The following is a 22,856-nucleotide window of genomic DNA, read 5'->3' as shown; positions in this document are numbered from 1 at the left end:
ATAGTGTTTAAGTTACAGTTTCATCACAGATTCCAGGCTAAAGTATTGTCCAGCATACGATTTGAGAATCCCCATTCGTTGTCATACCAGGCCATAACTTTAACCATTCGGCCATTTACCCGGGTTTGGGTGGCATCGAAAATGGATGAAGCAGGGTTGTGATTAAAATCGATAGATACCAGTGGCAGTGTATTTACCTTCAGCACTTTACCCAGTGGTCCGGCAGCTGCGTCGCTGATGATCCGGTTTACTTCTTCAACACTGGTACTGCGCTCGGCAATAAAGCTCAGATCGACAAGTGATACGTTGATCGTTGGTACCCGAACAGCCATACCGTCCAGCTTGCCGTTAAGTTCTGGAAGAACCAGCCCGACAGCAGCAGCTGCGCCTGTTTTAGTTGGAATCATTGACTGAGCAGCGGCACGGGCACGGTAAAGGTCCGTGTGATAAACATCGCTGAGTTTCTGATCGTTGGTATAGGCGTGAATAGTGGTCATTAAACCGCTTTCGATGCCTATGCTGTCGTTCAGTGATTTTGCTACCGGTGCCAGACAGTTAGTAGTGCAGGACGCATTAGAAACAACCTGCTGTTCAGCGCTGAGTATATGGTCGTTTATACCATGCACAATGGTTGCGTCGACGTCTGCTGCGGGGGCCGAAATGAGGACTTTCCTGGCACCTGCGCTGATGTGCGCTGCGGCCTGTTCGCGGTTGGTGAACAATCCGGTGCATTCATAGACGACATCAACTTTGTGAGCTTGCCATGGGAGCTTTGCGGGATCACGCTCTGCATAAATACGAATGATATCACCGTTAACCAGCAAAGCATTATTATCGACGCTTACCTCAGCATTGAAACGACCGTGTACAGAGTCATAACTGAGCAGGTGTGCATTGATAGCGGCATTCCCCAGGTCGTTGATCGCTACGACCTGGATCTGCTCACGGTAACCGGACTCGTAAAGCGCCCGTAAAATGTTCCGACCAATACGGCCAAAGCCGTTAATAGCTACACGTATTGTCATACTTAACCCCTTACTGACTTAAAGTTGCTGTCTGGTGACAAAGTTTTCAACGCAGGCTGTACAAAGGTTTTTCCGATGCTTTCTATCTATAAGAGCTTTCTGTAAGCGCTTTTTCTATAAGAAATTTTCTATAAGTGCTTGTTATAAAGGCTTTATATAAGTGGCTTATATAAGTGCTTATATAATTGATTAGCTAAGGTTCTCGTTAATAGCACTTAAGCATAAGCATCGGGGTACGTCAGGCAGATACCTGCTTTAAAGTGCCCATCATGAGGCTGCGTCGAGGTTTTTAAAGTTGAAATACCGGTTCAGATATTCCTGCAATGCGGATGTCTGTGCCGGATTAAGGAACAGACCCAGTTTGGTTCTGCGCCAGAGGATGTCTTCCAGGCTGACAGCCCATTCGTGTTTCAGCAGATACTCCACTTCACAGGCATAAAGCCCCGCCCCAAAGTGCTGGCCCATACGTTCCAGGCTATCGATATGTTGCAATAGCTTATGGCTGAGTGTGCCGTAGCTGCGTACATAGCGTTGTGCAGTTTGTTGTGGCAGCCATGGGTGCTGGCGTTGCAGCTGCTCGAGTAATTCAGTCTTGCTCTGAAAGTCACCGCCGGGCAGGGCGGCGTCAGCCGTCCACTGTGGGCCGGCTTGCGGGAAATGCTCGCAGAGCTTATCGACGGCAGCCTGTGCCAGTTTACGGTAGGTCGTAATCTTGCCGCCGAATACCGATAACAGCGCCGCCTGATTCAGTGGTGCGTCCACTTCAAAAGTGTAATCACGGGTGACTGCCTGAGCGTTCTCTGCATCGTCATCCAGTAGAGGCCTCACGCCTGAATACGTGCGAATAATCTGGGTGTTATCGATCTGGGTGGTGAAGTGCTGATTGCTGATATCTATCAGATAATCAATCTCAGCCTGGCTGATAGTCACTGCAGACGGATCACCCTGATATTCTTCATCGGTAGTGCCGATTAATGAAAACGCTTCTTCATAGGGGATCACAAATACTATTCTGCCATCTTCATTTTGCAGAATATAAGCCTGCTCTTCATCATGGATACGCGGCACGATGATGTGACTGCCCTTAACCAGACGAATCTTTTTCGGTGCAGGAATTTCCATAGTGTCGGCGAATAAGCTGGACACCCAGGGGCCGGCAGCATTCACCAGTGCCTTGCTACGAATAGTTTTAACCTTACCTGTCAGTATGTTTTCAACACTGACTTCCCACAGCTCATCTTTACGGACTGCGGCAATGCAACGGCAGCGGGTTTTAATCTTTGCACCTTTGGCCTGAGCCTGCTGTGCATTCAGAACCACTAAACGAGCGTCGTCTACCCAGCCATCTGAGTATTCAAAGCCTTTGGTAATGCCTTTAACCAGCGGGCCGGAGGGATCAAACTTGATACTTTTTGAGGCTGGCAGAGTCACGCGCTTTGCCAGATGGTCATACAGAAACAGACCGGCACGAATCATCCAGGCGGGACGCAGATGTGGTCGGTGAGGCAAGCGAAAGCGTAGTGGCCACATGATGTGCGGTGCGTTTTTCAGGAGTACTTCCCGTTCTGCCAGTGCTTCTTTAACCAACCGGAACTCATAGTATTCAAGGTAGCGCAGGCCACCGTGGATCAACTTGCTGCTGTTCGACGAAGTTGCTGATGCAAGGTCGTTCATTTCACAGAGAAATACGCTAAGCCCCCGGCCTGCAGCGTCGGCAGCAATGCCTACACCGTTGATGCCGCCACCGACGACAAACAGGTCGTATATTTGGTGCTGTTTAGCCATGATCTTTGTTTCCTCCAGCGGATGTATGCACATGATGACAAGCTCTGGTTAGTAGAACTTTTTAGCCGAGTTTTTTAGTCGAGCTGTGCGTGCAATCTATGTTCGATGAACTAATGATAATGTTCGTTAACGAACAAAATCAACTATAAAAGAACAAAAAGTGAATATTTCATGAAAATTTAACGGTACAGATACGCAGGTAATGGATGAATATCCGGAAAGAAAAGTGCAGTTAAGCACTGGCGTCGCTGCTGCCTGCAGATGAGCTAGGTAACATAACTGTCACAGAAGGTACTTAAATCGGCTCAGGAGGACGCTAAAACTGTCTGAATGGTAAAAATATCAGACAGCTACAGAAGAAGAGTTAAGGTGCATTAGTCTCGGGAAATCTGAGGTTTACAGTTTCCTGCAGAAGGAAGGCAGAGTCAGGCCGGTAAGGTCAGGCAATCTGTAAATGAATTTCGTGCTCGTCGAGAATTTCGCTGATCGCCTGTGGTGGCTGCATGTCAGTGTAGAGGTGATCTACCTGGGTAATCGAACCTTGTTTTACCATAGCGCTGCGGCCAAATTTAGAATTATCGACCGCCAGAATGACACTGCGGGAATGCTCAATCATTGCCTGGGCAACCCGTACTTCACGGTAGTCAAAGTCCAGTAATGAGCCGTCCGGGCTAATACCACTGATACCAATGATACAAAAATCCATATGGAACTGGCTGATAAAGTCGCTGGTGGCTTCACCCACGATACCGCCGTCGCGGTGGCGTACTTCGCCGGCAGCAATAATGACAGTAAAGTCTTCTTTAGTGGCCAGAATTGTTGCTACATGGATGTTATTAGTAACAACCTTAAGGTCCCGGTGGTTAAGTAAAGCGCGGGCAATGGTTTCAGTGGTTGTACCAATGTTGATAAACAGAGACGCGCCGTCTGGGATCAGTTTTACCAGTTCCCGGGCAATACGTTCTTTTGCTTCCAGATTCATGATCTTACGCGACTGGTAAGAAACATTCACTGTGCTGGATTCGCCGCCGGCACCGCCGTGATGACGAAGCAATTTTTTCTCATCAGCCAGTTGGTTCAGGTCGCGGCGAATGGTCTGCGGAGTGACCTGAAAATGTGTCACCAGCTCATCAATACTGACAAAGCCTTTGTGTTGCACAAGTTTAAGAATTTCCGCATGGCGCTGGCTTTGATTCATTGGCTGACCCTGTTTATCGGTTACGTCTCGTACCGGTTAATTACCCATCTTGGGGGAATGTTTGCCGGTGTATTCCTCATCTGAAACTGATGGGGCCGAACGGTTGAAAATTATCGCATACGGGGCAAATTGCGTCATTATTTTCACCGGTAAATGCGGTTAAAGTTCATATTCGAAAATCACTGTGTTAATTTAGCCTAAATAGTGAAATACCGAAAAGAACAATTATTTTTTGCTGACGGTTGTTTATTGCCGCAGCAGGTCCATTAGAAAGGCTTTCCTATGTCAGGCTATATTTTATCAATCGATCAGGGGACAACCAGTTCCAGAGCGATTCTGTTTACGGCTGAAGGCCGGGTTCATAAGGTTGCTCAGGAAGAGTTCGCGCAGCATTTTCCGAATGATGGCTGGGTCGAGCATAACCCGGCAGATTTATGGGACACCGTATTACGTACGTCGCGTCAGGTATTGAAAGACGCGGCTGTAAGCGCCAGCGAGCTGGTAGCAATAGGCATTACCAACCAGCGGGAAACGACCCTGGTATGGGATAAGCAGACCGGCGAACCGGTTTACAACGCAATCGTGTGGCAAGACCGCCGTACTGCGGAATACTGTCGCCAACTGAGTGATCAGGGGCATGGTGACAGTGTTCAGGAAAAAACCGGTTTGCTGCTGGATCCGTATTTTTCAGCCACTAAACTGCGCTGGATTCTGGAAGAGGTACCTGGTGCCCGTGCCCGTGCTGAAGCAGGGGAGTTGGCATTTGGTACCGTTGACAGTTACCTGCTGTGGAAGCTGACGGGCGGTAAAGTACACCGCACTGATGCGACCAATGCTTCCCGCACGATGATCTTTAATATTCACACTCAGGAATGGGATAGCGAGCTGTTACAGCTGTTAGATATTCCAACCAATATGTTACCTGAGGTAATGGATTCTGCTGCTGATTTCGGCATTGCAGATGCTGAGTTACTCGGGGCTGAAGTACCAGTGCTGGGCATAGCGGGCGATCAGCAAGCCGCACTGTTCGGCCAGACCTGCTTCCAGGCGGGTATGGCAAAGAGTACTTACGGTACCGGCTGCTTCCTGATGCTGAATACCGGTGAGCAGGCTTTGAAATCTGAAAACCGCTTACTCACAACCGTGGCTTATCGTTTGAATGGCAAGACTACCTATGCGCTGGAAGGCAGCATATTTGTGGCCGGTGCAGCTGTGCAGTGGTTACGTGATGGTTTACAGCTGATTCAGGGGGCGGGCGAAACCGAACCACTGGCGGAGCAGACACCGCTGGATCATGGTGTATTTCTGGTACCTGCTTTTACCGGTTTGGGCGCACCTTACTGGGACCCTGATGCCCGCGGCGCGATTTTTGGGTTAACCCGCGATACTGGCATTAAAGAAATCGTTACTGCCGGTTTGCAGTCGGTGTGCTACCAGACCAAAGATTTACAAAAGGCGATGGAAAGCGATGGAGTCCGGCCAACAACCTTACGGGTAGATGGTGGCATGGTGGCTAATAACTGGGTGCTTAACTTTTTAGCCGATATTCTCGGTGCCAATGTTGACCGGCCTGAGATTATAGAAACAACGGCTTTAGGTGCGGCTTATCTTGCCGGCCTTCAGGCGGGTGTTTTTACATCACTGGAACAGCTTGAAGAGAAGTGGCGCTGCGATAAGCGCTTTGAGCCGAGTATGGAAAAATCCCGACGTGACGGTTTTTATGCTGGCTGGAAAGACGCAGTAAGAAGAGTGCAGAGCGGCCAGTAAAGGTGTAATTTTTTTGCTCTTTAAGAGGCTCCCGGAGAAATCTGAGGGCCTCTTTTTTTATGCCTGAACAAAGGAGAAAAGCAGAAAGAGATTACTCACAAAATCTGTGGATAACTCTGTGAGTATTATTTGGGTAGATGGCTTCAGGCCGCGTCATTACAGGGGTTTTAACAAATCGTTCATATTCGCACCATCTAAAAATAAATCTATTAAAATCAAATAGTTATATATATCAATAATAAATATTAGAAATTATGGCAAAAAAAATAACAAAATAAACAGCGTTAGGTATTGACTGTGGACTATGTTCAGAACTTTGACGAAAACATAGCTTTTTAAGCGAAGTGATCCCTTACATTTTTGTTTGCGGCTGCAGCAAAAAATGCCATAAATTTACCAGCAATCTGATTCACCTGAGCTATATCAATTCTTCTCCAGCCCGCAGAGAGTATAAGGTAGAGAGTTAAGAATCATTCTCAGTATGTTTTTATGGGGCGCTGCACAATGTACGAAATTTTTTTATTGCTTCATGTTTTAGCGGCAACCGTCTGGACAGGTGGACATTTGGTGCTGGCATTGGGAGTTTTGCCAAGGGTGCTTAAATATTCTGATGTTGCTTATATTCAGGCATTTGAATCCGGGTTTGAAAAGGTTGGTATCCCGGCGCTGATCATTCAAGTATTAACGGGATTGCACCTGGCATTCCGATTACTGCCTGACTTTTCACTGTGGTTTGATTTCTCTCACCCGATTTCCCGGGTCATAAGCATCAAAGTCATTCTACTGTTGTGTACGCTGGGTTTTGCGCTGGATGCCCGCCTGCGGGTCATTCCTAAACTGTCTGCTGATAACCTTGGTTCACTGGCGTGGCATATTATTCCGGTGACGATTTTCTCAGTGCTGTTTGTCGTGGTTGGTGTGTCATTTAAGACGGGCTGGTTTTTCTAAAAGAAAAAACAAGCCCTGAAGCAACTTAACCGATAGGGAATACGGGGGGGCACTCCTTCATGTAGCAGATGCTGACAGGGCTTGTTGTAAACGGGTATGAGAGTTTACTGCTGGCGCATACGGCTTGTTTATATGTCTCATATACAGAGCTGCAAAACGCCAGTTATGTGCTACAGAAATGTAGGAAAACATTTATACAGTTGGAAAGGTAAATAAAAGGTTAAGGCCCGGAGACAATTTTCAATTTCAGGCATTTATTCGCAGATCTTTTCAGCGGTATCTCAGAGACTTGTCTTTGATACTTTGCACTGACTTTCAGCGGCTGTTCCTGTTCTTATTCTTGCTATCAGAGTCCTCGCAACCAGGGTCAATGGGTTGCATCAGAGATCAAGCACGGCAAATTCTTCAACCAGGTGGTCAAGTAGCAGTCGTAAAGGTCGCGGCTGATTTTTACGTGACTGATAAATACCGGAAATATTCATTTGCTCCAGCGTGTAATCAACCAGCACTTGCTGCAACTGACCGCTTTGCAGATAAGGCGTAGCAACAAATTTGGGTTGATGACTGATTCCCATACCTAGCAGAGTCGATTCCATCAGGGTCATGGACTCATTTGCGCTTAGATTGCCGCTCACCGGTACTGTCATTTCACTGCTTTGTTGGTTATCGCTTTGCTGATCATGAAAATGCCAAAGGCTGTTACCGAAGTATGAGTAGGTAAGGCAGTTATGATCAATAAGTTGCTGAGGGGTCTGAGGAACACCTGCTGACTCCAGGTAGCTACTGGTTGCACAGAGCACCGAAGAACATTTACCTAAAGGTCGGGCGATAAGATTAGGGTCCAGAGCATTGGTAATTCTGATAGCCAGGTCGATCCGCTGTTCGACAAGATTTACAGCATCATTGCTGATATGAATATCAATACAGATATGCGGATAGTCCCGCAGAAAACGCTGCAAAATCGTCGGTAAAATACTTTGCGCCAGAAACTGTGAACAGCTGATACGTAAGTTGCCTTTTGGTGGCAGATCTTCCGTGGTGTGCTGGTCTGGCAGGTTGTTGGCAATTGCCAGTAACTGACGGCAGTCACTGAGCACATCTTCTCCGGTACTGGTTAGCGATATCTTCCGTGTGGAACGGTGCAGCAGCCTGTTACCCGCCCAACTTTCCATTTCACTAAGGTAGCGTGATGCCATAGAGCGGGACATATTCAGTGCTGTTGCTGCCGCAGTAATACTGCCTTGCTCAACAGTGGCAACAAACACTTCAGCAGCCAGTATGCGGTCCATTTATTACTTCCTTTGTGCTTCAGAATACGTCTTTATCGTGCATATTATGCAACAAAGATGTGAAAGAAATGTGGTTTATTGTGCATTTACAGAGCAAGTAATATCGGTGAGAGATATTTCTTTGTATTAATTATGCAGGTAATTGAATGTCAGCTCACTTAAGGCTTGTCGCACCGCGCATTGCGTCTAAAAAATTAAGCAGTCTTTTGCTGGTGGGCGCTATCGCGTCAGCCTACAGCTTTTCTTTGGCGGCTGCTCCGCAAGCATTTGTAAATGCACAGGTATTTACCTCGGATTCCTCGAATCTTTCAGCTGAGGCTTTTGTTGTAGAAGATGGCAAGTTTGCATTGGTTGGCAGTAATAAAGAGGTGCAGGCATATATTGCCGATCATCCGGGTACTGTCACGGAAGATATGGCGAATCAGCGAATTATCCCCGGATTATATGACAGTCATATTCACGCCTTATCCGGAGGGGAGGAAGCCCTTTTTACCTGTAACTTTGCTAACGACACCGACATTCCCGGGTTATTAAAAGCCGTTGCAGACTGCGCAGCTAAAACGCCTGCAGGAAGCTGGATTGAAGGTGGTGCCTGGGGGCCAGGTTTACAGCAGCAGGCTACTGCGAATGCGGCGGACTTTCTGCAAAAGCTGGATGAGGCGGCACAGGGGCATCCTCTGGTATTGCGGGATTTCAGTAATCACAACGTACTGGTTAACAGTGTGGCGATGACGGCTGCCAATATTACCCCGGCAGAAGAACAGGCATTTGCTGACCTGATCGTGCGGGACCCGCAAACTCAGCAAATGTCAGGTTTCTTTCATGAAGGTGCGGGTATGCTGGTTCGCCGTGCAGTACCTGGCCGTACAGCAGCGCAATATCAGATGGCGATGCGCAAAGCGGTAGATACGCTACACGGCTACGGCATTGTTGGGGTGAAAGACTCATTTGCCGGCGATGCTGAAATAGACACCTATCTGGCGCTGGATAATCAGGGTGAACTGAATTTACACGCGGCGTTATCTATTGGCTGGCATGCAGGTAAGGTAACGACAGAAGAAGACAAAGCCGTTTTTATTGCCCGTATCAATGCCGGGAATAATAACCCTGAAGTAAATACCCGTTTCAGTAAGATCGCCGTTGATGGTATTCCGCCGACACAAACAGCCGCTTTTATTGAGCCTTATCTGCCTGCCGGTAATGATAATAGAGGAGCGCTGGAAGTTACCCCTGAAAAGCTGACAGAAGACCTGATCTGGATGGATGCCCTTGGCGTTACTGTGCAGGCGCATACTGTAGGGGACCGAGCCGTTAGAGTTATGCTGGATGCCGTAGAGGCAACACGCAAACAAAACGGTAACAGTGGCTTGCGCCACGATTTAGCCCATGCCTGCCTGGTCGACCCAGATGATGTTGCGCGCTTTGCTGAGTTAAATGCAGTCGCGAACTACTCGCCGATGTTTTGGTTTCCTAGTGGCCTGGTTGACGGCATGAAGGCCTTGCTGGGTGAAGAGCGAGCAGGGCGTTATTGTGCCACCAGAAGCATGATTGAAGCGGGCGCTGCCCCAACTGCCGGTTCAGACTGGCCGGTGGTTGCCAGCGTGAATCCATGGCCGGGGATTGAAGCCTTTGTAACCCGTCAGGCACCTGATGGATCACGCCCCGGTGAACAACTATGGGCAGATCAGAAAGTAACGCTTGAGCAGGCGCTGGTGATGTTTACCATGAATGGCGCTAAAGCGCTGCGGGTAGAAGACCGTGCCGGCTCAATCACGGTCGGTAAAGCTGCAGACTTTATCGTGCTGGACAGGGATGTTTTTGCGATAGCCCCGGCGGATATTGGTAATACACAGGTTAGGAAAACCTATTTCGGCGGGCAACCGGTGTACGTGCAGCAGCAATAACTGTTGTTGTGCAAAGTTTGTTTGTTAAAGCTGTTTGTTCAGCTGGCTGTATATAGAAGCTTGTGCAAAGAAAGCTTCGCAGGTGTCTGTGTAATACGGAGACTCTATTGCCGGGGGACAGAAGCCATGTCGTGCTACTACCAGACACCTGAGAAACTTGAATAAGGTAAACCTGAAAGCGTTTTTAAACAGTCTTTCTTTAAGCAGCCATTCTTTAACAGCCATCCCTTAGGGTGGCTGTTTATGAGGGGGCTTTCAGGTTTAAAGAAGGGGAGTTAAGGGTTAATACTGCGGATATACGCGAATATATCGCTAACGTCATTCTGGCTCAGAATGCCCTTAAACGCTGGCATACCTGTCTTACCACCCATAACATCCTGCGTCAGTTTAGAATCTGTCTGAAACATGGAATTCAGTTTTTTGCTGATGTTAGCGGGCTTTTTCGCCATACCGGCAGCAGCAGGGCCGTCTCCCAAACCTTTGTTGCCGTGGCAAACCATACAGTTAGTCTGAAACTTGGCTTTACCGTTATTCAGATCTGCAGCGAATGCAATTTCAGAAGTAACACTGCTGGCAAGGAAGATAAGACCTGCGACACCTAATGCGCTGAGGCCTGCAAGGGCATATTTCATAGCTAATCTCTGTTGGTTTTAAACTGCGGCAAGACTAGCAATGGTGGAGTGGAAGAAATGTATTCGACATTTCTTCCACAAAAATCATCAGTGCTTCATAAGGCGATGAGATACAGCAAGAAATTCTGATGCCAGCTGATACGCTCAGAAGATTCTTTCCACCTTCCATCTAATATTTTTGAATTTCCTCAAAAGGGTCTAGCAGAGCAGCGTCTTCCAGCTTTTTTAGGAAAAAATATTCAGGGCGATATTAAGGGGAGAGCTATTCAGGGAAGAAGAGATCGTAGCTCAGGGTAATACCTAAGGGGCTATGGCCAGGTATGGGTTACCAGAAACGGGTTATTCAGTATTCATTCGCAGGCTTGGAAATTTATCGATACAATAATTTTTTAAGGTGTTAATTTTTAAGGGAATAGTAAATGCCAAATATAATGTCGCAATGGGCTGTGCACTATCATGGCCGCTCTATCCAGGAGTTTGATCAAAGCAATTATATTGCACGCTTTAAGCCTGAATTACGCGCCGGTTGTTGTATGACTTTATGCTGCTGTTGGATCTTATCCAAAGGTAACGTTTCTACTTTCAAGCAGTTTATTAATTCAAAGATTGGTGAAAACCAGGTTAAGGGCTTTCAGGGTCTGGCAATGGCAGCTTCCGGACCTGCGAGTGCGCTTGGAGGGTATTACACCGGTTATATCAAAGAGATTTGGAGAATCTTTTCAATTCGCGATGATAACGTGCAAAAAACAGGTGTGTCGCGTAATTCTGGTGTAGTCAGAGAGTTTGTGATGCAAGGTAAAGGCTTTTATCAGCTTCACTTTCAGTCATCTACAACTAGCTCAGGCCATGCTATTGCTTTCCTTAACACTGGCGACTCGATTCAGTTGTTTGACCCTAACTACGGATTAATTATCTTTGAGGGTAAGCAGAGAGGCGGGAATTTTGATCACATGTTGGGTGCGCTATTAAAGACATTTTATCCTGACTTAGATGGCCAGTGGGATTGTGTCAGAGGGCAGTTTCCTTGAGAAAGGTGCAATTTATATCTTTTGTCTGAATATCGCTGACTAGCTTAGTCAGCGTTCCTATCGCTTTATCAGTCACCTGACAGAACCTATCCATCATCAGCCGTTTCCCCCGTTCATGGCTAGCGTCATACCTTGGTAGTTGTTCCAACCCTCCATAAGCTCAATCAGCTCACTTAAGAGACGGGAGTCGTCCTGCTCCAGATTCTATGGCTTACCGGAAGCGATCTCAGCAATAACGAATGACTCAAACCGGACGGCTTCAGCCTTAGTGGGGAATTTACGAATAACGCGCTTACCGTGGGTACCTTGTGGCCGTACATCCACAATCCACGCGGAATCCTTCTTTCTGACAGACATGAAATTATCCTCATTATTCCATGCCGTATAGGTAAGACTACCGAAGTTGTGTACGCAGTGTCACCTATAAGAAAAATATTGGGTTAATCAGGAGGCTATATGGGTGTTTGTTTTTTGTACAAACCTAAGTCAATAGGAGGCTAATTGATACCAAGATGATACTGTTTTTAAATGGAGAATAGTGTTAGATAGGCAATGGTTTTTCTAATGAATATTGATTTTTGTTATTGGCAATAAAGTAATTTTTTTGAGGATTTATGAAAATAAAATCTATTAATGTTATAGGGGTTGGTGGGGTAGAAAATCTTCATGTTAACTTTAATGATAATATGAATTTTATCTGTGGACCTAATGGTATTGGTAAAACAACATTATTGGAATGTGTTGCGCATACTTTTTCAATGTTTAGTACTAATATATTAAAGAGAAATGTTTCTTCAGATACAGGTGTTTTTAAAACTGTAGTAGATATTGACGGTAAATTAAAAAACACGAGTAATGAAGTAAAAGATTTTGATCCAGATAAAACTGTAAGAATTGACGGTTTGTATAGAAATTCAATAAAGCTTTTGTCTTTTAAGGTTTCTAGATCATTTGAATATAAATCCTTGAATTCAGTTGGTAAAGATATAAATAAAGATGAAAACACGTCATATGAAGAGGCTAAGAATGGAATTAATATTAATGAAGTTAAAAATTGGTTTGTAAATAGATATTTATACTCCGTACATAAAGAAGCGCTAACTAAAGAGCAAATGAATAATTTAATGCTTTCTGAAAAAAGCTTTTCTATATTAGATGATAACTATACTTTTAGCAGAGTACTTGCAGCATCTAATGAAATAATGATTAATACTCCTAATGGTGAAATTTATTATGAATATTTATCGTCAGGGTTTAAATCATGCCTATCAATTATATTTGGGATCATTAAGGAAATAGAGTTTAGATTTAAAAATCCTTGTATAAATGCTTGTGACTTTGATGGAGTGATATTGATTGATGAGCTAGAACTTCATTTACATCCTGAATGGCAAGCAAAGATAGCAAAGAAGTTAGTGGAGATTTTTCCCAAAGCACAATTTATTACCACAACGCATAGTCCGCATATTCTACAAAATGCAAACTCAAATGAAATAATTGCCTTGGCTACTGAAGGTGGAAAAGTTTATCGTAGAGATTTAGAAGGTAGGAAGTATGGTTATCAAGGCTGGACAGTAGAGGAAATTTTAACAGATGTCATGGGCATGACTGACACAAGAACTGATATTTATTACAAAGAAATTAACAGTTTTGAAAATGCTATTTTGAACGAAAATTATAAAGAAGCAGAGACTGCTTATAAAGAATTAGATAGTTTGCTTCATCCAAATAATCATATGAGAAAACTTCTTAAATTGGAGTTGGTTACAATTAAGGAGGAGTGTCTTGATTAAGTTGATAAGAGCCTCTAGGCCTGCTTTTTTATCGGACTCTAAGGTTTTAGAATTAACAGGTGTCTATAAAGAAGAAAGTCTTTCTGTATGGAATAAAGAACAAATTAAAACTCCCTTATTAGCATCTAGTGATGGTAAATGTGCCTATTGTGAATGTCTTTTAACATCTGAAAGTAATTACATGGAAGTGGAGCATTTTGAAGACAAAAAACATAATCCAGACAAGGTGGTTGAGTGGGAAAATCTCTTGCCATCATGTAAAAAATGTAATGGCACGAAAAGCACACATGATGTAATTAAAGAGCCAATTGTTAACCCATATATTGATGACCCAAAAGAGCATCTATATATGCGCTCTTATAGGTTTAGAGGAAAAACAATAAAGGGGAATAATACTATTGAGGTGACTGATCTTAATCATTCTAAAAGATTAGTATTAAGTCGGTTTGAAATCGGTGAGAAAATTGATGATTTACTAGATACTTCTTGGGATCGTTATATAGTATTTACTGAAAAAAAGGATACTCGCAGTAGAAATAGACTAATAAGCATAGTTGAAGGCTTATTAGAGGAGTGCCAGCCTAAAGCAGGGTATGCCGCTTCTACTGCAACAAATTTGCTTAATGATTCTAAGTTTATTGATTTGGTTTTAGCAATGAAAGGTCAAAATATATGGACTAAAGAATTAAATGAACTAATGAATGTTAGTTCAACATTGGTACTAGATTGTGCTTAATTAATTGCTGATTTATATCGCTTTTCTAGCGGGACAAATAAAATAAAATATTTTTTGAATAAGGTTGTAGTTAGATTTTAGTGAGCATTGTTATGATTTATAAAAAATATTCTATGGTGCTATTGGTTTCTTTTTTGATGACGATTGTTTTTTATGAGAAATATAGAGCAAACATATTGGTTGATCGAGAAGCTGAAAAGTACAAAGTATTAATGAATATAAATAAGCTGGCTTATGTTAAAGAAATTAATGATCTTAAAATAAACTATGAAACCCAGATTGATGATTTGAATAATGATTATAATAATAAAATTAAAATAATTAGAATGGAAACTCGCGCACAATCTAAAGCTCAAAAAGCAGTTTCAGTTATACCTGTTGTTGGAGTTGTCACGCTTGGAGTTTCTGAAAAAAAAGATTTTGATAAGTGGAAAAAAAATTACCCTGATGGAACGATTGGAGCTTATGCTAAAGAAGTTGGTTCGGTAGTAATAAAAATATCAATCGATAAATATTATGAATTGAAAGATAAATATTTTGTTGGTAGATGATATTTATCTGTTTGTTTTGTAATAAAAATTAATTTATTGTAATACTGTTTGGAATTTATAATGAACTGTTATGAGAAGTTTTTGAGGTCTGTGCGTGAAATTAAAACACTTTCTGCGCACTTGAGCGCTCTAGGAAAAATTAGGGCTTCTACTGAAGATGAGAATTTAATTAAAGCAATTGATAGTATTACTCCTCACTTGCAAAGGACTCATGCTGTAAGTAAATCTAAAAGTACACCATTGTCTTTAGATAAATCAGGTATTAGAGAAATTAATAATCTGATTTTTTCATGCGAAAAAATAATTGGTAGTAAAAAGCCACAATGGCAAATCTTAGCAGAAAGAAATGGCTGGGGACCTAAAGTGTAAAATCATATTTATATCCTTACTAGCGCCCCGCTGGCTAACTACTTTAGTCAGCACTCCCTTATCCTTTGCGCTATTGCGTATTCGTCCCTGTTTCTCCATAGCTAACCGCTACTTCTTAAAGCTCTGGGCTTGTGTGTTCTGCTTGGAGGCTAATGACTCTATCAGATGGGGTAGTATTAGTCGGGAATTTACGAATAACGCGCTTACCGTGGGTGCCTTGTGGTCGTACATCCACAATCCAAGCTTGATCCTTCTTTCTGACAGACATGAAATATCCTTATTATTCCATGCCGTATAGGTGAGACTATCGAAAGTGTTAGCCGTGTGTCACCTATAAGAAAAGTATTTAGGTTAAATAGGTTGATTTATATGCGTTCGTTTTATGTACAAAGGCAGGTCAATAGAAGGTTAATTGATACCAATATGATACTGTTTTTTAAGAGAAAAAAGTGTTAAATGGATAGATTGTAAAATTTAGTTGGATATTAACTTGCCTAATAAAAGTAAAATTTCTCATTTTTTAGAAGATGATTCATTCCCTCCAATGTTGTTGATTGATGGTGATTGGGGGAGTGGTAAAACATTTTTTATAGAAAATGAATTGATTGGTTTTTTAAATGAAAGGTATAAAACAAAATCTTTGTTTTTTTCATTGTATGGTTTGAATAGTATAAGTGATTTTAGAGATAGAATAATATCACTAAGTTTTAATGAATCAGAAGATACTACTAAATTAGGGAAAGTGGCTAAAGAAATTACAGATGGGCTTGCACAAATTTCAGGTGAGAGAGGGTTAGGTGCTTTATTAAGTGGCGCGTCTGGTGCATATAAGTATAAGTTATACTCTGATTTCAAAGATAAAGTAATAGTATTAGATGATTTAGAAAGAATTAGCGATAAAAAAGTTATAAGAGATGTGCTAGGTGAATGCTTAAACTTAGCAGAGAGGAAAAACACTAAAGTTATAATTGTAGCCAATGAAAAAAAATTAGACTGTAGTGAGGATGTTGAAAAAGTATTTGTAGATAAAATAAAATTTAGTTTATCTGAAAGTGATATTTTTGAAATTTCAAAGTCATTGTTGCCAACTCACTATCATCAGTATATCGAAGAAGATATAAAGTTGATAATAAATGATTTAAAAATTAGTAACATCAGAGTTTTAAAGAGAGCTATAAGAAAATTTATTTATTTGTGTGAGCAAATCCCTGAATCTGATCAGGTGGATTTTACAGTTGCGTATAAGAAAATACTTAATTTTGTGATAAGGATTAGCTATGCTCGGTTTGAACGCGAATTTACAATTGAAACAATAAAAGACTCAATTACTAGCAGGTTTATTCGTAATTATGAGAAAAATAATGATGAGAAAGAAGAATATACAATACTAGATAATATTTTTAATGGTGCATATTATAATCCGGGAGAAGAAATAATTGATTATTGTTGTGAAGGAGTTTTTAAATTTAATGATATCTCTTATGAATTATCTTTGCCTAGAAAAATGACGGTTGAAGAAAGTGCTTCTGCTATATGGAGGCTTTATTCGCTAGAAGACGATGATTTACCTTCAGTTCTAAAGTCTTTAGAAGAAATAATAGATAATGAAAATAATGTTAAATTTTATGAGTGGTTTAAGGCGTGTGATACTTATAATCATATGTTAAAAAGAAGAATGGTGGAAAGTGGAAAGTTTACTGTAAATGAAATACTTGAAAAATGTGCTTCAAAAGAAAAAACTGATTTTAGCTTAGAGGATTTTTCTGGGAAATATAGTGCAGAAAATGATTTTTATTGTGATGATGTTAAAAGATATTATGCTTTGAAGTTTAAGGAGATGTCTGATTATTTATATGATTTAGACAAAGAAGATTTGATTGGTAGGTTTTTTATGTCATGGCATGATGTTGAGGAAAAAATTAATAGATCCTATTCGCATAAATCATTTTTTAATAATATATCCATGTCTAAGTTTGTAGGCTCACTAAATAATTGGCATCAAGAGGAAGTTCATAGATTCTGTGAGTATATGAAGTCTAGATATCGTTTTAGTAATATAGATGATATTTTTGGTGCTGAGAGTGAATTTCTTAAAGATTCTTGTTATGAAATTGATTTGATAATTAATGAGCTTAAGTTTGGAATAAAGGTGTCAGCTCTTTTAGATCTTCATGATGTTTTATATGAAGCATATACTCGTATAAGTAAAGTTAGATAACATGATGAATATAGACATAAATGAAACTCTTGAATTGATTTTTTATGAAATTAAAACTGTTGTTCTTAATATTTTTTCAATTTTTGATATGAAAAAAAATAGTAATGAAATAGGCTTAGACTTTCCAGATTTATTTGTAACCGTAAGTACGGATTGGACTGCAATATTTAGTATGATTGTAGCTATGATTGTTACTGCCTTTGTTGTAGTCATGACAAATAAAAGTACTAATAAAAATTTTCAAAAAACAATATCTAGTCAAGAACGCATTGCAGAGAAAAAAGATGATTTAGAAAATAGAAAAATACGAGTTGAAACTGAATCTAAAAACAGGCAAGCATGGATTAATATTTTAAGAGATGATGTTTCAAAAATTGTAGAGGCTTTAATACGTCAGCAAACCATCATTGATGGTAGTGTTGATCATACGGCCGTTATTGAAGGATTTATTCATAATAAAAAAATTAGCCAAGAGGTTGGTAATTTAAAAATATTAGAAATTCATGCGGAAAATGCAAATTTATTAGAGTTAGTACTTAGTGATATTCAATATTTATATACTAAAATTAAACTAATGCTGAATTTAAAAGAAGAAGAAAGTGAGTTCTTGATAGAGGCAATAGCTGTTGCGATGAAGGAGACAAAAGATGAATCTAGTATTATTTCGAAAATTCCGCCGATAGAAAAGGCTGCAGGAATAATTCTTAAAAAAGAATGGGATAGAGTGAAAAGTTTAAAGTGAATGTTTATTCATTACATAATATTTAGAATCGTTGAGAGGTGGTATGATTGAATATTGTTTTTATTTAATTAAGTTAGTTGTACACACCTTCTCTAACGTAGGTTTGATACTTAATACAGTGTTCAAACATGAGTTCTTTTGCCCTAAAGCTCTGCGTTTCTTCAAAGCTCTTAACCCAAGCGTCACATGTGATTTTTAATTTTTGGCCTTTTTCGGAGAGCATTCGCTTTTCGTCTTCAATTGCTTCTTTGAGCAGTTGTTGATTGATTTTACGTTCACGGCTCTTTTTAAGTCGTTTTTGTTCTTTAGCTTCCTGAAGCTGGTATTCATGATATGCAGCAGATGCGCGTTCTGAAGAGAAGTTTCCGATGGTAATGCCGACAGCTATTGCGATTGATAAGCTGATGTAGTGTCCGATGTGCATGATATGTCCTTATATTAATGTATGTGTCCCTCTGACTAATTTAGCCAGCATTCTTTAATTCTGTGCGCTATTGCGAATCTGTCTTTTTTCTCCTTAGCTATCTATTGCTTTTTAACCCAGCTACATGCCTTAAATCTGTTTCGTAGCCTTCTTCTAGTCGTGCTGATTCGATCTGTTGAACTAGTTTGTCACACAGCTCTGAAGTCAGAACCGCATAGTCGTACTGCTTCATGTATGAAAAAAACTGTATCAGGTTGATCACGTCTTTGGGTTTTTCGGTTTTGAACTAACTAGCGTCCGTAAATATGACTAAGCTATTCAGCCGTTGAGGTGCATCGAAAATCTTATTGAGGAATACCAGATGCTTGTAGTTCTGGTGGATTGGGTTCATGAACTTATGTTTTTTGCCATAGATAGACTGTGTCCATGCCTTGCTTTTAGCATTCCCAAAAATCCAACCATCCATGTTCTTTGTTTCTATGACGAAGATGCCGATAAGGGATATCAGGCTATGATCAATTTGAGTTGTCTTGCCGTCTACCTCTAGCGTTACATCCTGCAATAAGTGGTTATGGTAGCCCTTTGAATTCATGTACTTAGTTAAAGAGTTGTGAACTAATCTTTCACCTCGTTTACCGCGTTTATGGCTATCCGGTAATGTAATGTCATACAAGAACTGCTTAACGACTTTAGAGAAAGGCTTATCAGGTTTTGAAGGCCGGATTGTTCCTCTGTGTGAGGTAGCTACTCTATCAGGTGTTTTTATACGGCCATCGGGATCAGCAACCCATGGGTTTGGATCACGTTCTTCCAGGGAGGATGGTATATCAGGCTGATTGGCGTCCCTGTTAGTAGAAGGGAAACGTTACTTTTACGTGGTTTTGGCGCTGTGAAGGTCGTGTTTTCGATTAAACGTCTCAGAAAGACGTAGATAAGAAAACAGATAATTCCTGTGATTAGATAGTCCATTACGTTGCCTATACGTATCCATGTTTTGCTTGCGCCCAACTGGCTAGTCTAGCCAGCGTTCCCTTATTCTCTGCGCTATTGCATATGTTGTTCGTCTTCTTTAGGGATCTCCATGCCCAAACGGTATAGCATTGCGTTGCGTCTGATCAAATCTAGTTTTGGTGAATCAGGAGCTCCCCACATAACACTTTCACGGCCTTGAGAATTAGTGCTGATCTGGTACCAAATATTTATTCTATCGAGCTCTTTAATTAAAAAACTTTTGTGCTTTTCACTACTAAAAAAGGTTGATTCAAGATCATTCTCTCGGCTTTTATCACCGTCTAGCGCTTCTCTTGTTATGCGGAGATGTAAATGGTAGTCATACATTGAATATTTAATGTATCCGTCATCTGATAAGCGATACTTAATATGTTGTTTGTTTAATTCATCTATTATTTTTTGATGAACAGAGATATCCGCCATTTTATAGGTGCCATGAGATTTGAACGGCTGGTCTTCATCTGAGGTACAACTTATTAGAGTAGTAAGCATCCATAACATGAAGAATACTTGAATGAGTGGTTTAAGCATGGAATCTTCCTTTAGCATCCTATTTTGCATGCGCTCCGCTGACTAGACTAGCCAGCGTTCCTTATTCATTACACTATTACATATCCGCCACAGTTTCTCTGTAGCTAACTGCAACTTCTTTAAGCTTTGGGCTTGTCTATCACATTTTAGGCGCTGGCCTTCATTGCCATAGTGGTAGCCTGTTATACATTTATTTCACATTTTTAGAACTAAGCTGCGACCATTTATTGTTATGCTGTTGGCTTAAGGTGCTGCCGGCTGCGGAGTTGTGATCTGTTATGAAAATATTGTTGATTGAAGATAATCAGGACATTGCCGGAATCATTTTCGATTTTTTTGAGATCCGTGGGGATTACCTGTTGGATTATGCCAGTGACGGTCGTCATGGCTTGGAGCTGGCCAGCAAGAATCATTACGATCTGATCATTCTGGATATTATGCTGCCACTGATGGATGGCCTTGATGTTTGCCGGACGTTACGTAGCCGCGGAATTGATATTCCGATATTGATGCTTACCGCCCGCAGTGACCGGGAAGATATTCTTGAAGGGTTTGAGCAGGGGGCGGATGATTATCTGGTGAAGCCTTTTGACCTGAACATTCTTGAGGCGCGGGTACAGGCATTGAACCGCCGGAAAACTGGTGCGATTGCGACTAAGTTTTTGCATTTCGGTGAGCTGAAGCTGGACCTGGTAAACCGGGTTGTTGAGCGTAATGACTGTCGCTTTAAACTAAACCAAACCCAGTTTACTATTTTAAAAACCTTGCTGATGCGTGCACCGGATGTTGCTACCCGTGACGAGCTGATTAAGGAAGTCTGGCAGGATGATGAGCCGGATGGTGATGTACTGCGCAGCCATATTTATCAGCTACGTAACCAGATCGATAAGCCGTTCCGGCATGCGTATATTAAAACTGTTCCTAAAGTTGGTTATCAGTTGGCAGCAGAGTCCTAATTGTGAAATCAGTCCCTTCCGCTAAGCGTTTAACATTTTTCTATTTCTCTATTGTGGCCATTGCGCTGGTGACGATCCATGCGTCGGTCTTTGAGTTCACCACAGAAGATATCGAGCACCTCTATGGTAATAACCGGTTAATGGCGAATGAAGCTTTTGCGTTACGAGAGTTTGCGGATAAAGATTTAACCGGGCTGGATAAGATTGAACTGCCTACAGAAGAGCTTTCAGATGTGAATACGCCGCCGGTTATTTATCTGAACTGGCAGGTTTTGCCTGAGGGGTTTCCTGACCCTACTGAAATGACGCTGAATGAACAGCGGGAGTTAAAGTTCTCACCGGCCTTAGGAGAGCGGGCATATTTTCTGAAGCTGATTGAACTGCCAGCCGGCGGTGAAAGTTATCAGGCACTCCTGGTTATCGACAATACGTTATATGAATTCAGTGAAGGGCAGTTGCTTGGGGCGCATGCCAAGCAATTAGCAGTATCACTACTGTTACTGATTATTAGCCTGTTCGTGGTTATGAAGATTGCCGACCGGCTTACCCGACCTATTTCACGCTTTGCCAACACACTTTCGGAAAGGTCCCCGGATGACCTTGAGCCGGTGGAAGTGCCACCGGGAACCGCAACCCGTGAGTTGCTGAAAATGGTAGAGACCTTTAATGATTACCAGACGCGTATCCGGGATTTACTCGAGCGTGAAAGGGCATTTAACCGCTATACCAGCCATGAACTGCGTACTCCACTGATGGTCATGAAAGGGGCAATCACCCTGTTGGGCGAGTCTAAGGATGAAGCGTTTATTAACAAGCAACGGATAAGGCTGGAGAAAGCGACCGGTGAGATCAGTGAATTCATTGAGACCCTGCTGAGCCTGACGAAAGCTGTTGAAGGGGCAGAGCTCACGCCGCGAACATTGTCTGAAGCTGAGCTGCAGAACATTGTCTCTAACCATCAGCATTTACTGAATAACAAGCCGGTAAAGTGGTGGGTGCAGGTTGAAGGTAAACCCGTAATCCGCATGCCTGAGGCCGCTTTTCATATATTGCTGGGTAATGTGGTGAAGAATGCGTTTGCCTGTGTGGAGCAGGGTGTTGTTAATGTGGTGGTAGACAGTAAGGGGATTCAGGTGTGTGATACCGGCCCCGGCTTGTATGGTAAATCGGCTGCCAGCGAGGGCTTTGGTTTAGGTTTGCTGCTTGTGAGGGATATTTGTCACCGCTATGGCTGGAGCTTTGAATTAACCGATAACAGTACATACGGCAGTTCCGGATGTACCGCCGTTATTGGCTTTCCTGTTGAGGATTGAACTCTTACTTTGGGCTTGTGTCTGTATTACTGTATTTAAAAAATCCAGTAAAAAGAAGGTGTTATGCCGAAGCGTAAAAAAGTAACAGAGAAAGTTATTTACCGTATGGACTTCCGGCCGCCGGCAACCATTCTTCAGGATGGTTTTGCGGGTACGAATAACGAGTGGATGAATACGGTTTACGGAACCAGTACTGTTTTTTGCGCACGTACTTTGCGGGGTATTTCCCGCTTCTTTCTTGAGTCTGCGTTGAATATGGGCGCCAGTGGTATAGATGCTGCGGGCAAGCGTCCGGTCGGGCCATTAAACAGTAGTATGGGCAGTGTTTATCCGACTACTCCTGAAAAAGTCTATGTGTACAGTATTCGTGCAAAAGGTCTTGAATATATAGATGTTGAGGAAGACCTCGATACTAAGATTCCCGGCTGTGCGATTAATCCAAACTCGAAGATTCTCAGTTACATTGAAGAGAAAAAGAATGCCAATGGTGTGATTGGTTTTGATGAAGAGTATTGGGAAACTAAGCTACGTATTTATCTGAATAAGTGCGCATTGCATACCGAAGAGCTGATCGTTAAGGGGCCGATAGAGCCGGCCCGAATTACGCTGTATCAAACTCTTTAACTGGCTGGCGAG

22 protein-coding genes are annotated in these 22,856 nt (G+C 42.1%); 13 read left to right on the top strand and 9 right to left on the bottom strand.

From position 1 onward, the window contains the following. Positions 1–23: 23 nt before the first annotated feature. The 3 genes from gap to OCU49_RS17030 form a co-directional block, all read right to left on the bottom strand. Entirely contained in the window at positions 24–1,025 is a 1,002-nt protein-coding gene (gap, locus tag OCU49_RS17040) for a type I glyceraldehyde-3-phosphate dehydrogenase (RefSeq protein ID WP_261841757.1), read from the bottom strand. A 267-nt stretch (positions 1,026–1,292) separates the two neighbouring features. Continuing rightward, positions 1,293–2,810 carry a glycerol-3-phosphate dehydrogenase gene (gene glpD / locus OCU49_RS17035; protein ID WP_261841756.1) on the bottom strand — a complete coding sequence of 506 codons (1,518 nt, stop codon included), beginning with the start codon at positions 2,808–2,810 and terminating at the stop codon, positions 1,293–1,295. 439 nt (positions 2,811–3,249) lie between these two features. Next, the gene (locus OCU49_RS17030; RefSeq protein WP_261841755.1) at positions 3,250–4,008 is read right to left on the bottom strand and encodes a DeoR/GlpR family transcriptional regulator; all 759 of its coding nucleotides are present in this window, start codon (positions 4,006–4,008) and stop codon (positions 3,250–3,252) included. Between the two features lie 282 nt (positions 4,009–4,290). On the opposite strand from OCU49_RS17030, the gene glpK reads away from it, so the two are divergent. Together glpK and OCU49_RS17020 are read left to right on the top strand one after the other, a co-directional pair. Further along, entirely contained in the window at positions 4,291–5,775 is a 1,485-nt protein-coding gene (gene glpK, locus OCU49_RS17025; protein ID WP_261841754.1) for a glycerol kinase GlpK, read from the top strand. Between the two features lie 504 nt (positions 5,776–6,279). Continuing rightward, complete coding sequence (locus OCU49_RS17020) at positions 6,280–6,723, top strand: CopD family protein (protein ID WP_261841753.1); 444 nt, start codon at positions 6,280–6,282, stop codon at positions 6,721–6,723. 380 nt (positions 6,724–7,103) lie between these two features. Here OCU49_RS17020 and OCU49_RS17015 read toward each other — a convergent pair whose 3' ends face one another. Further along, positions 7,104–8,012, bottom strand: a complete 909-nt coding sequence (locus OCU49_RS17015; RefSeq protein WP_261841752.1) for a LysR family transcriptional regulator — start codon at positions 8,010–8,012, stop codon at positions 7,104–7,106. Positions 8,013–8,158: 146 nt separating this feature from the next. On the opposite strand from OCU49_RS17015, the gene OCU49_RS17010 reads away from it, so the two are divergent. Continuing rightward, positions 8,159–9,916 (top strand): amidohydrolase, encoded by a 1,758-nt coding sequence (locus OCU49_RS17010; RefSeq protein WP_261841751.1) that lies wholly within the window; start codon positions 8,159–8,161, stop codon positions 9,914–9,916. A gap of 275 nt (positions 9,917–10,191) precedes the next feature. On the opposite strand, the gene OCU49_RS17005 is transcribed toward OCU49_RS17010, so the two are convergent. Beyond that, entirely contained in the window at positions 10,192–10,548 is a 357-nt protein-coding gene (locus OCU49_RS17005) for a c-type cytochrome (RefSeq protein ID WP_261841750.1), read from the bottom strand. 419 nt (positions 10,549–10,967) lie between these two features. Between OCU49_RS17005 and OCU49_RS17000 the strand changes: the two genes are divergently transcribed. Beyond that, complete coding sequence (locus OCU49_RS17000; RefSeq protein WP_261841749.1) at positions 10,968–11,576, top strand: YopT-type cysteine protease domain-containing protein; 609 nt, start codon at positions 10,968–10,970, stop codon at positions 11,574–11,576. 204 nt (positions 11,577–11,780) lie between these two features. Here the strand turns inward: OCU49_RS17000 and OCU49_RS16995 are convergent, their stop codons facing one another. Further along, positions 11,781–11,933 carry a hypothetical protein gene (locus OCU49_RS16995; protein WP_261841748.1) on the bottom strand — a complete coding sequence of 51 codons (153 nt, stop codon included), beginning with the start codon at positions 11,931–11,933 and terminating at the stop codon, positions 11,781–11,783. Positions 11,934–12,190: 257 nt separating this feature from the next. Here OCU49_RS16995 and OCU49_RS16990 point away from each other — a divergent pair, with 257 nt between their 5' ends. The 6 genes from OCU49_RS16990 to OCU49_RS16965 all read left to right on the top strand — a co-directional run bounded on the left by OCU49_RS16990 (position 12,191) and on the right by OCU49_RS16965 (position 17,985). Beyond that, positions 12,191–13,369, top strand: coding sequence for an AAA family ATPase (locus OCU49_RS16990; RefSeq protein ID WP_261841747.1), 1,179 nt, complete (start codon positions 12,191–12,193; stop codon positions 13,367–13,369). After that, positions 13,362–14,105: an HNH endonuclease family protein gene (locus OCU49_RS16985; protein ID WP_261841746.1), complete on the top strand. Its 744-nt coding sequence runs from the start codon at positions 13,362–13,364 to the stop codon at positions 14,103–14,105. Before OCU49_RS16990 ends, OCU49_RS16985 begins: the two co-directional genes overlap by 8 nt. A 92-nt stretch (positions 14,106–14,197) precedes the next feature. Next, the gene (locus OCU49_RS16980) at positions 14,198–14,656 is read left to right on the top strand and encodes a hypothetical protein (RefSeq protein ID WP_261841745.1); all 459 of its coding nucleotides are present in this window, start codon (positions 14,198–14,200) and stop codon (positions 14,654–14,656) included. Positions 14,657–14,746: 90 nt separating this feature from the next. Beyond that, a complete protein-coding gene (locus tag OCU49_RS16975; RefSeq protein ID WP_261841744.1) occupies positions 14,747–15,025 on the top strand; it encodes a hypothetical protein in 279 nt (92 codons plus the stop codon). 490 nt (positions 15,026–15,515) lie between these two features. Continuing rightward, the gene (locus OCU49_RS16970; protein ID WP_261841743.1) at positions 15,516–17,243 is read left to right on the top strand and encodes a P-loop NTPase fold protein; all 1,728 of its coding nucleotides are present in this window, start codon (positions 15,516–15,518) and stop codon (positions 17,241–17,243) included. 1 nt (position 17,244) lies between these two features. Then, positions 17,245–17,985 (top strand): hypothetical protein, encoded by a 741-nt coding sequence (locus tag OCU49_RS16965; RefSeq protein WP_261841742.1) that lies wholly within the window; start codon positions 17,245–17,247, stop codon positions 17,983–17,985. Positions 17,986–18,058: 73 nt separating this feature from the next. Here the strand turns inward: OCU49_RS16965 and OCU49_RS16960 are convergent, their stop codons facing one another. The 3 genes from OCU49_RS16960 to OCU49_RS16950 all read right to left on the bottom strand — a co-directional run bounded on the left by OCU49_RS16960 (position 18,059) and on the right by OCU49_RS16950 (position 19,951). Then, positions 18,059–18,409 carry a hypothetical protein gene (locus tag OCU49_RS16960; protein WP_261841741.1) on the bottom strand — a complete coding sequence of 117 codons (351 nt, stop codon included), beginning with the start codon at positions 18,407–18,409 and terminating at the stop codon, positions 18,059–18,061. A 286-nt stretch (positions 18,410–18,695) separates the two neighbouring features. Continuing rightward, entirely contained in the window at positions 18,696–19,082 is a 387-nt protein-coding gene (locus OCU49_RS16955) for a nuclease-related domain-containing protein (RefSeq protein ID WP_261841740.1), read from the bottom strand. 371 nt (positions 19,083–19,453) lie between these two features. Further along, a complete protein-coding gene (locus tag OCU49_RS16950; RefSeq protein ID WP_261841739.1) occupies positions 19,454–19,951 on the bottom strand; it encodes a hypothetical protein in 498 nt (165 codons plus the stop codon). Positions 19,952–20,229: 278 nt separating this feature from the next. Here OCU49_RS16950 and OCU49_RS16945 point away from each other — a divergent pair, with 278 nt between their 5' ends. The 3 genes from OCU49_RS16945 to OCU49_RS16935 all read left to right on the top strand — a co-directional run bounded on the left by OCU49_RS16945 (position 20,230) and on the right by OCU49_RS16935 (position 22,844). Further along, a complete protein-coding gene (locus OCU49_RS16945; protein WP_261841738.1) occupies positions 20,230–20,907 on the top strand; it encodes a response regulator transcription factor in 678 nt (225 codons plus the stop codon). 2 nt (positions 20,908–20,909) lie between these two features. Further along, positions 20,910–22,220, top strand: coding sequence for a sensor histidine kinase (locus tag OCU49_RS16940; protein WP_261841737.1), 1,311 nt, complete (start codon positions 20,910–20,912; stop codon positions 22,218–22,220). 63 nt (positions 22,221–22,283) lie between these two features. Continuing rightward, a complete protein-coding gene (locus tag OCU49_RS16935) occupies positions 22,284–22,844 on the top strand; it encodes a hypothetical protein (protein WP_261841736.1) in 561 nt (186 codons plus the stop codon). Positions 22,845–22,856: the final 12 nt, after the last annotated feature.

The sequence above is a fragment of the Aliamphritea ceti genome (assembly GCF_024347215.1).
In the GTDB taxonomy this organism is placed as follows: Bacteria; Pseudomonadota; Gammaproteobacteria; order Pseudomonadales; family Balneatricaceae; genus Amphritea; species Amphritea ceti.
Note: the sequence above shows the minus strand (reverse complement) of the source record. Positions and strands in the feature narration are given on the sequence as shown.

Coding starts and splice junctions, on each gene's coding strand:
- gap (WP_261841757.1), bottom strand. CDS start 1,025: ATGACAATACGTGTAGCTATTAACGGCTTTGGCCGTATTGGTCGGAAC.
- glpD (WP_261841756.1), bottom strand. CDS start 2,810: ATGGCTAAACAGCACCAAATATACGACCTGTTTGTCGTCGGTGGCGGC.
- OCU49_RS17030 (WP_261841755.1), bottom strand. CDS start 4,008: ATGAATCAAAGCCAGCGCCATGCGGAAATTCTTAAACTTGTGCAACAC.
- glpK (WP_261841754.1), top strand. CDS start 4,291: ATGTCAGGCTATATTTTATCAATCGATCAGGGGACAACCAGTTCCAGA.
- OCU49_RS17020 (WP_261841753.1), top strand. CDS start 6,280: ATGTACGAAATTTTTTTATTGCTTCATGTTTTAGCGGCAACCGTCTGG.
- OCU49_RS17015 (WP_261841752.1), bottom strand. CDS start 8,012: ATGGACCGCATACTGGCTGCTGAAGTGTTTGTTGCCACTGTTGAGCAA.
- OCU49_RS17010 (WP_261841751.1), top strand. CDS start 8,159: ATGTCAGCTCACTTAAGGCTTGTCGCACCGCGCATTGCGTCTAAAAAA.
- OCU49_RS17005 (WP_261841750.1), bottom strand. CDS start 10,548: ATGAAATATGCCCTTGCAGGCCTCAGCGCATTAGGTGTCGCAGGTCTT.
- OCU49_RS17000 (WP_261841749.1), top strand. CDS start 10,968: ATGCCAAATATAATGTCGCAATGGGCTGTGCACTATCATGGCCGCTCT.
- OCU49_RS16995 (WP_261841748.1), bottom strand. CDS start 11,933: ATGTCTGTCAGAAAGAAGGATTCCGCGTGGATTGTGGATGTACGGCCA.
- OCU49_RS16990 (WP_261841747.1), top strand. CDS start 12,191: ATGAAAATAAAATCTATTAATGTTATAGGGGTTGGTGGGGTAGAAAAT.
- OCU49_RS16980 (WP_261841745.1), top strand. CDS start 14,198: ATGATTTATAAAAAATATTCTATGGTGCTATTGGTTTCTTTTTTGATG.
- OCU49_RS16965 (WP_261841742.1), top strand. CDS start 17,245: ATGATGAATATAGACATAAATGAAACTCTTGAATTGATTTTTTATGAA.
- OCU49_RS16960 (WP_261841741.1), bottom strand. CDS start 18,409: ATGCACATCGGACACTACATCAGCTTATCAATCGCAATAGCTGTCGGC.
- OCU49_RS16950 (WP_261841739.1), bottom strand. CDS start 19,951: ATGCTTAAACCACTCATTCAAGTATTCTTCATGTTATGGATGCTTACT.
- OCU49_RS16945 (WP_261841738.1), top strand. CDS start 20,230: ATGAAAATATTGTTGATTGAAGATAATCAGGACATTGCCGGAATCATT.
- OCU49_RS16935 (WP_261841736.1), top strand. CDS start 22,284: ATGCCGAAGCGTAAAAAAGTAACAGAGAAAGTTATTTACCGTATGGAC.